The organism is Williamsia sp., from assembly GCF_016462415.1.
Lineage (GTDB): Bacteria > Actinomycetota > Actinomycetes > Mycobacteriales > Mycobacteriaceae > Williamsia_A.
In genome coordinates, this window is record NZ_JAEMTF010000148.1 from 1 (window position 1) to 7,926 (window position 7,926).

The following is a 7,926-nucleotide window of genomic DNA, read 5'->3' on the forward strand; positions in this document are numbered from 1 at the left end:
GTGGTCGGGGGCGCCGTGGTGGTCGTGGTCGGGGTGCTCACACCGGGATCACCCGTGCGGGTACCGCACAGCGGCAGCAGCGAGAGCAGGTTGACGTTCTGCTTGGCCTGGTCGAGCGGGACGCTCGGCTTGCTCGCCCGCACGGTGTTCTGGCTGGGCTGCGACAGGTCGCTGACCGGCAGCGGGGTGCAGGAGTCGGGCGCGGAGTTCGCGTCGGCGAAGGTGATGGTCGGCGTCTCGGCCTTGAGGTCGCTCACGCACGTGGTGAGGCTGACGGAGTTGAGCGAGATGCCGAGGATCGAGCCCTGCATGCCGCGGTAAAGGACCACCGTGCCGTTGTTCTCGTCGACGTAGTAGTTCGAGCGGATCAACCCGCGCGCCACCAGACCGCCGGCGACGATCAACACGATCAGGGTCACCGCGGCTGCGGCGACGTACCACTTGCGGCGCGGGTTACGGGCTGCCTCGACGGGCTCGGGCTCCACCGTCGGACGACGCGGCGACTCCCGCGGCGGACGCAGGGCCGCGGCACGACCGGCGGCGGTGGTCGGGTCGGGGGTGTACTCGTCGTCATCGTCGCCGGCGGCACCCGCGCGGATCGGCCGGTGATCGCCGTAGTCGTAGTCGATGACGTCGGCGACCACGACGGTCACGTTGTCCGGGCCACCGCCGCGCAGGGCGAGCTCGATGAGACGGTCGGCGCACTCGCCGTGATCGGCGACCGACGACAGGGTGTCGGCGATGGTCTCCTCGGTGACCACGTCGGACAGTCCGTCGGAGCACAGGAGGTAGCGGTCACCGTCGCGCGCCTCGCGCACGGTCAGCGTCGGTTCGACCTCGGCGCCGGTGAGCGCCCGCATGATCAACGATCGCTGCGGGTGGGTGTGTGCCTGTTCCGCGGTGATCCGACCTTCTTCGACCAGTGTCTGCACGAAGGTGTCGTCGCGGGTGATCTGGGTGAGCTGGCCGTCACGCAGCAGGTAGCCACGGGAGTCGCCGATGTGGCACAGCCCGAGACGGTTGCCCGCGAACAGGATCGCCGTGAGCGTCGTGCCCATGCCCTCGAGTTCGGGGGACTGCTCGACCTGGTCGGCGATGGCGGCGTTGCCGCTGCGGATGGCGTCGTCGAGCTTGCCGAGCAGGTCGCCGCCGGGCTCGTCGTCGTCGAGGGGTTGCAGTGCCTCGATGACCAACTGGCTGGCGACCTCGCCGGCCGCGTGTCCACCCATTCCGTCGGCGAGCGCGAGCAGTCGGGCCCCGGCGTACACCGAGTCCTCGTTGTTCGACCGGACCAGCCCGCGGTCGCTTCGCGCGATGTAGCGCAACACCAGGGTCACGGGCGCAACTCGATCACGGTCTTGCCGATGCGGACCGGGGTCGCGATGGGCACCTTCACCGCGGTGGTCACCTTGCCCCGATCGAGGTAGGTGCCGTTGGTGGAGCCCAGGTCCTCGACGTACCAGTCGTCACCGCGCCGGGAGATCCGGGCGTGCTTCTCCGACGCGTAATCGTCGGTGAGCACGAGTGTCGAGTCGTCGGCGCGTCCGATCAGCACGGGTTGGGTACCCAGCGTGATGCGGGTGTTGGCGAGCGCGCCGTGGGTGACCACGAGGTACCGGGCGGCACCCTTCGGGCGGGCCGAACCGCCGGAACGGCGCCCGATGCGGTCGTAGCGGGGGACGGGTCGTTGACCGGTCGCGGCGTAGACGTCGTTGCGGAGGATGCGCAGGACGGCCCAGACGAAGAGCCAGAGGAGCAGGAGGAAACCCACACGGGTCAACTGCAGAACTATGCCCTGCACAGCTGCTCACCTCCAGGCGAAGTTTCCTCGTACGGCCACCGTCGGGGACGGGCACCGTGCGCATTGATCATCCGGGGGCGCCGTACGACGACCCATGGGTCCACATCCTATGGGTCACACGCGAGTGAATCGGAATCTGTACATGACAGGTCTGCAACGGTTGGTCACGACCGCTCGCGCGCGAGCTCCTGATCAGGTCAGCGAGGGATTGCCGTCCCCCGCCGGCCCGCTGTCACCCGAAGCGGACGGTGATGTCGGAGTGACCGAGGCGGATGCGGTCGCCGTCGGCGAGTTCCCAGCTGCTCACGGCGACGTCGTTGACCGTGGTTCCGTTGGTGGAGTTCAGGTCGTGCAGAAGCGCGACGTGTCCGTCCCACCGGATCTCGACGTGGCGACGCGAGACGCCGGTGTCGGGGAGTCGGAACTGGGCGTCCTGACCGCGGCCGATGACATTGGAGCCGTCACGCAGCGCGAAGGTACGGTTGCTGCCGTCCTCGAGGACCAGCGTGATGGCGGTCGGCGCGTAGGCCGGTGCAGCGGTCGCGGCACCGTAGCCCTGGTCGTATCCGCCGCCCTGGTAGGCGCCCTGGTCGTATCCGCCGCCGGCGTAACCGGCCTGGTCGTGCTGCGGGTCGGCGTACCCGCCCTGCTGGTAGCCGCCGCGGGGTGCGTAGCCGCCCTGGTCGTATCCGGGCTCGCGGTACGCCTCGTCCCGGTAGCCCGGGTCGGCGTAGTTCGGTGCCGCGTCGGACTGCTGGTAGCCGCGGTCGTAGTTCTGGTCGTAGCCACCCTGGTCGTATCCGCCGGCCTGGCCGTAGCCGCCCTGCTGGTAGCTGCCGCCGGTTCGGTAGGCGCCCTGGTCGTAACCGGGCTGCTGCTCGTATCCGGCGTTGCGGTCGTAGCCACCGCCCTGCTGGTAACCGGCGTCGGGGTAACCGCGGTCGGCGTAGTTGGGGTCGGCGTCGGGTGCGGGCGCATAGCCACCTGCATCGGGGCCGCGGTACCCGCCCTGTTCGTAGCCACCCTGCTCATAGCCGGCGCCGTTGACGTAACCGCCCTCGGCGGGCGCGCCGTAACCGCGATCGGACTCGGGTGGGTAGGCGCCCTGGCCGTAGCCGCGGTCACCCTGGTCGTAGCCCCGGTCGCCCTGGTCGTATCCGCCTGCGGGTTCGTAACCGCGACGCTGGTCCGGTCCTGAGTTCTGGGTCATCGGCAAGGCTCCTGCTTCTGAGTTCGGGTGTGAACCGTGTGCGGTCGGGTGGGGGCGCGGCCGTGCTGCGGCCGGTGGTGGCGCGGACACCCGAGAACCGACCGCTTGCGGGCGGACATCGGGGTCGACCGCACCGCGTGCGCGGAACTGGCCGGTGTGCAGCGACGGCGAGTGCTCGAACTCGACGATCACATCACCGTAGGTCTGCCACCCGTTGTCGCGGATGAAATGCTCCAAATGCTTGGAGAAGGTCTTGCGGTTCAGCTCGTACTCGGCCGCCATCTGTTCGTGGTCGGTCGAGCTGACGACGACGGTGTAACTGTTCGGCACGAGCTTGCCGCCGTCGCCGAGATCTTCGATGGAGTCCTCGGCCTCACGCTGCAGAGCGCCTTCGACCTCCTGGGGCGCGACCTTGCCCCCGAACACGCGGGCAAATCCGTCGTCGACCGCGCCCTCGAGCTTGCGCTCGATTCGTTGCAGAATTCCCATGTCGGAGACCTCCCTTCGCGCCATCAGCGTGTCGCCGTGCTTCTTACGCCGTTTGATGATAGCGATTCAACTGGCCAATCGTGCCATCACGGCATCACCCGCCACGCTAGTCACAGGTGTCGCAGATGGGTAACCGGCCCCCGACCACATGGACGCATCGCCCCGACCTGGGCTGATGGATCGCTCGCCGGTCGCCGGGCACGGCGGGACTGCAGTGGGGGATTCGACAACACGTGGGTGCAATGGTGCGGGCGTGACGATTTAAGTGCGATGGGGACTGCGTGCTATCGTCTTGCAGTCCGTTTCTGCAGCGGATTTTTCACCGCCCGGTCACGTTCGACGGGCAAGTCACGGGCGAGTGGCGGAATGGCAGACGCGCTGGCTTCAGGTGCCAGTGTCCTTCGGGACGTGGGGGTTCAAGTCCCCCTTCGCCCACCATCAGGTTTCACCGGACAGCCCGGATCGCGACGACGCGGTCCGGGTTTTTTCGTTGTCGATCTCGGATACCCCATTCGGCTTTACAAAATATTTGCAGTCCGTTGCTGTACTTCCCCTCGGCGCCGCAGACCCTGGCGCCGCGACGAGATCAACGAGCATCGACGATTCAGGGGTAACCATGAACTCACCCACGACCCGTACGACGACCCGCGCCCGTATCGGCGCGACCGTCGCTGCGGCCGCTGTCGTGGCCGGCGGTATCGGCCTCGCGACACCTGCGGTCGCGAACGCGGCGACGGTCACCAAGACCATCACGATCGACGCCAAGACCGCAGGCGCGGACAACGTCTTCGCGCAGAGCGGCGTCACCGTGGCCGCAGGATCGACCGTGTCGGTGACGGCGACCGGGTCGGCGACGTTCGATCCCAACTACACGACCGAGGTCGCGGGGCCGAACGGGTACCCCGAGATCACCTGTACCGACCAACCGCAGAGCACCTGCGTGCTCTCGGGCAGCCCGCAGATGGCGCTGGTGGGCAAGGTCGGTACCGCCGCCCCGGTCGTTGTCGGCACCGGACCGACCACCCTGTCCGGCTCCGGCCCGCTGTCGTTCGCGTTCAACGACCAGATCGACGGCTTCGCCAACAACGAGGGTTCGTTCACCGTGACGATCACCTACACGCCGCCGTGCACCGGGATCTTCTGCTTCGGGTCGTGATGCCCGGTCGCACAGAGGCTGTGCAGCGCAGTTGAAATCCACCGAGCCGGGCAGTCCCGCCAAGGGACTGCCCGGTTCGTCGTCAGCCCGCGATCGCGTCGATGGCGAGGACGCCTGCGACCACCGCTCCGATCATGAGGATGACCGACACCACCCGTGACGCGATCGGCAGCGCGGTCTCCAGACGGTCGAGCAGGCGTTGCCCGGTCTCCTGCGGGAACAGTGTGAGTGCGAGCAGCAGGCTCGTGACCGGGACCAGTGCGATCAGTACGAACACGATGGACACGACCACGCGAACGACCGTGCCGTCATCGGCCATGACGGCGATCGCACCGTAGAACGGTGCGGACGTCAGCGACTGGATCGCCCAGGTGAGAAGACCCAGCGCGAAGGCGCCGAGTGGACGCACCGTCCGCTGCACGGGGAGCGACGTGGGCGGACGGCGAAATCCCTGAATCGCCATCCCGAGGACGACCACGGCGATCAGCAACACGATGACTGCGATCGCGGTGGGGGGGAACGCATCGATCGCACGGTGAACGAGGCCGAGGATCACGGTGAACGAGAACGCCAGCGTGATCGCCAGCCCACACACGCCGCCGACCACGAAAGCGCCGGCGGTCCTGACGTACGCACCGCGCGACGGCGCCGACACCCACACGTAGGACACCGCGAGCAGGGCCAACACGTTGATCGAGTCGACCGCGGCCAGCGGGACGATCGCGAGTATGGAGTTCATCGCCGCTGATTGTGCCGCAGGGGTCCGCCGACCGAGACCACCAGCCACCGCTGCGGTCGCTCAGCGGGCGTCGATGAATCCCATGATCGAGTTGGCGATGAGTTGTACGGCGATCGCGGCGAGCAACAGACCGGCGATCTTGGCCACCAGCGTCACGCCGCCCACCCCGAGGATGCGGATCAGCACGGTGGAGAACCGCAGGACCAGGGCGAGGACGAGGTGGACGGTGACGATGGCCGCGGCGATGGCGACGTAGGCCGCGCCGTGGCCGTCGGCCTGTGACACGGCGACGATCACCGCGGCGATGGCACCCGGGCCGGCGAGCAGAGGAGTGCCCAGCGGCACCAGGGCCACGTTGACGCCGTCGGCGGCCTTGGGCGAGGACGCGTTGCCCTGACCGGTCAGCAGCTGCAACGCGACGAGCAGCAGCAGGAGGCCGCCCGCACCCTGCAGCGCCGGGACACCGATGTGCAGGTAGCTGAGGATGAACTTGCCGCCGAGGGCGAACGTGCTGATCACCAGGAAACTGATCGCGGGGGCCTGCCAGGCGGCGCGGTGACGCTCGGCGGGCGTCTGATGACCGACCAGCGACAGGAAGATCGGGATCTGGCCGGGCGGATCCATGATCACGATCAGCGTGATGAGGACCGTTGTGTACTCGGTGACGTCGAAACCCACCTGAGCAGTGTGGGCCGCGACCGCCCGTCAGGCGAATCGCGGCACGGCAGATCAGGCGGTGGCGGCGATCGGGGGCAGGGTCACGACCTGGCCGGCGTAGGCCAGACCCGCACCGAATCCCATCAGCAGCGCAGTGTCGCCCGGTTTGGCCTCACCGCTACGGAGCAGTTCCTCCATCGCCATCGGGATCGACGCGGCGCTGGTGTTGCCGGACTGTGAGATGTCGTTGGCGACGACGGTCTCGTCGGGGAACTTGAGCACGCGCACGAGCGCCTCGGTGATGCGGCTGTTGGCCTGATGCGGGATGAACGCGTCGATGTCCTCCGGGGTTACGCCGGCGTTGTCGATGGCGTCGCGGCAGGCCTTCTCCAAGAACGTGATGGCCCAGCGGAACACGGCGGGACCGTTCATGCGGATGTAGGGACGGACCGACGTGCCGCCGGTGGCCTCGGCCTCGGCGACCTCGTCGAAGTACTGCCCGAAGTCCTTGTCCTGCTTGATCGCCGTGGTCTGCGAGCCGTCACTGCCCCACGAGACCGGTCCGACACCCTCGACGTCGGACGGTCCGATCACCACGGCGCCCGCGCCGTCGGCGAAGATGAACGCGCAGCTGCGGTCGGTGGGATCGAGCAGGTCGGTGAGTCGCTCGACGCCGACGACCAGTGCGTACTTGGCCGCACCTGAGCGGACCAACCCCGCGGCGGTGGCCAGCGAGTAGCAGAACCCGGCACAACCGGCGCCGACGTCGAACGCCGCGCAGTTATCGATGCCGAGCTCGGTGGCCAGGACGGCGCCCGCGGACGGTCCGAGCACCAGCATCGACGACGTCGCGAGGACGATGGCGCCGATCTGGGCGGGGTCGACGCCGGAGGCCTCGAGGGCCTTGCGGGCGGCGGCCAGGCTCATGCTGACGATGGTCTCGTCGTCGCCTGCGAAGCCGCGGGTCTTGATGCCCGAGCGGGTCTGGATCCACTCGTCGCTCGAGTCGATCGCCTCGATGATCTCGGAGTTCGGTACCGACCGGCGAGGACGATAGACACCCAGTCCCAGGATGCCGACGTGGTCGGTGGTCGATGCGGTGGCGATTCCGGCGGTCATCTGCTTCTCCTCATGCACGAACGTCCGGTCCCCAACCACACCGGTGACAAGTGACGCCGCACACGCGCACGACGTCTCCTGCGAGCCTAAACTCCGTCGCGTGCCGTGACACACACGGTGCCGCAATTGCAGGAGCGGAGGTCCGGTCGATGCCGGTCACGGTGATTCGTGGTGCGCAGCGCCACCACTGGAGCAACGAGTGGCTGCATTCGGCGCAGTCGTTCCCGGTCACCGGCAACTTCGATCTCCAGGCCAACGCGTTCGGCGTGCTGATGGTGCACAACGAGGACACCGTGGATGTGGGGTCGGGATTCGACACCCACCAGCACCGGGACTCCGAGATCGTCACGTGGTTGCTCGCGGGCAGCATCGAGCACCGTGACTCCAGCGGGCACAGCGGGGTGATCGTCCCGGGCCTGGTCCAACGGATGACCGCGGGCCGTGGCATCACCCACTCCGAGCGCAATGCATCCACCCGTGCCGAGGGTGTCGCCGCGCACGTCGTGCAGATGTGGCTGCCTCCGGACACCGACGGTCTCGACCCGGGGTACGCCGAGCGGGACTTCACCACCGACCTCGCCGAGGGGTCGTTGGTGCCGGTGGTGTCCGGGCTGCGTCGGCACGCCGACACCTCGGCCGTCTCGATCGCCAATCGTTATGTCGCACTGCATGTCGCGCGGCCGGGGTCCGGTCGGCGGATCGACCTGCCGCCCGCACAGTTCGGGCACCTGTTCGTCGCCCGCGGCGAGGTGGAG

8 protein-coding genes and 1 tRNA gene are annotated in these 7,926 nt (G+C 68.2%); 3 read left to right on the forward strand and 6 right to left on the reverse strand.

Annotated features, from left to right (window positions below):
• From JHC79_RS21830 to JHC79_RS21840, 3 genes are all read right to left on the reverse strand, one after another.
• A partial coding sequence (locus JHC79_RS21830) for a PP2C family serine/threonine-protein phosphatase (protein ID WP_296394835.1) occupies positions 1-1,337 on the reverse strand: 1,337 nt, incomplete at its 3' end.
• Positions 1,334-1,801 carry an FHA domain-containing protein gene (locus tag JHC79_RS21835; protein ID WP_188487486.1) on the reverse strand — a complete coding sequence of 156 codons (468 nt, stop codon included), beginning with the start codon at positions 1,799-1,801 and terminating at the stop codon, positions 1,334-1,336. The genes JHC79_RS21830 and JHC79_RS21835, both read right to left, overlap by 4 nt.
• A 232-nt stretch (positions 1,802-2,033) precedes the next feature.
• Positions 2,034-3,500 (reverse strand): DUF3662 and FHA domain-containing protein, encoded by a 1,467-nt coding sequence (locus tag JHC79_RS21840; RefSeq protein ID WP_296394839.1) that lies wholly within the window; start codon positions 3,498-3,500, stop codon positions 2,034-2,036.
• Between the two features lie 352 nt (positions 3,501-3,852).
• Between JHC79_RS21840 and JHC79_RS21845 the strand changes: the two genes are divergently transcribed.
• A tRNA-Leu gene (locus tag JHC79_RS21845) sits at positions 3,853-3,938 on the forward strand.
• Between the two features lie 178 nt (positions 3,939-4,116).
• Entirely contained in the window at positions 4,117-4,656 is a 540-nt protein-coding gene (locus tag JHC79_RS21850) for a hypothetical protein (protein WP_296394843.1), read from the forward strand.
• 82 nt (positions 4,657-4,738) lie between these two features.
• On the opposite strand, the gene JHC79_RS21855 is transcribed toward JHC79_RS21850, so the two are convergent.
• The 3 genes from JHC79_RS21855 to JHC79_RS21865 are packed head-to-tail and all read right to left on the reverse strand — an operon-like array spanning position 4,739 to position 7,171.
• Positions 4,739-5,395 (reverse strand): hypothetical protein, encoded by a 657-nt coding sequence (locus tag JHC79_RS21855; RefSeq protein ID WP_296394844.1) that lies wholly within the window; start codon positions 5,393-5,395, stop codon positions 4,739-4,741.
• Between the two features lie 60 nt (positions 5,396-5,455).
• Positions 5,456-6,073, reverse strand: coding sequence for a MarC family protein (locus JHC79_RS21860; protein ID WP_296394846.1), 618 nt, complete (start codon positions 6,071-6,073; stop codon positions 5,456-5,458).
• Positions 6,074-6,124: 51 nt separating this feature from the next.
• Entirely contained in the window at positions 6,125-7,171 is a 1,047-nt protein-coding gene (locus tag JHC79_RS21865; RefSeq protein ID WP_296394848.1) for a beta-ketoacyl-ACP synthase III, read from the reverse strand.
• Positions 7,172-7,320: 149 nt separating this feature from the next.
• On the opposite strand from JHC79_RS21865, the gene JHC79_RS21870 reads away from it, so the two are divergent.
• On the forward strand, positions 7,321-7,926 hold a 606-nt coding region (locus tag JHC79_RS21870), incomplete at its 3' end, for a pirin family protein (RefSeq protein WP_296394850.1).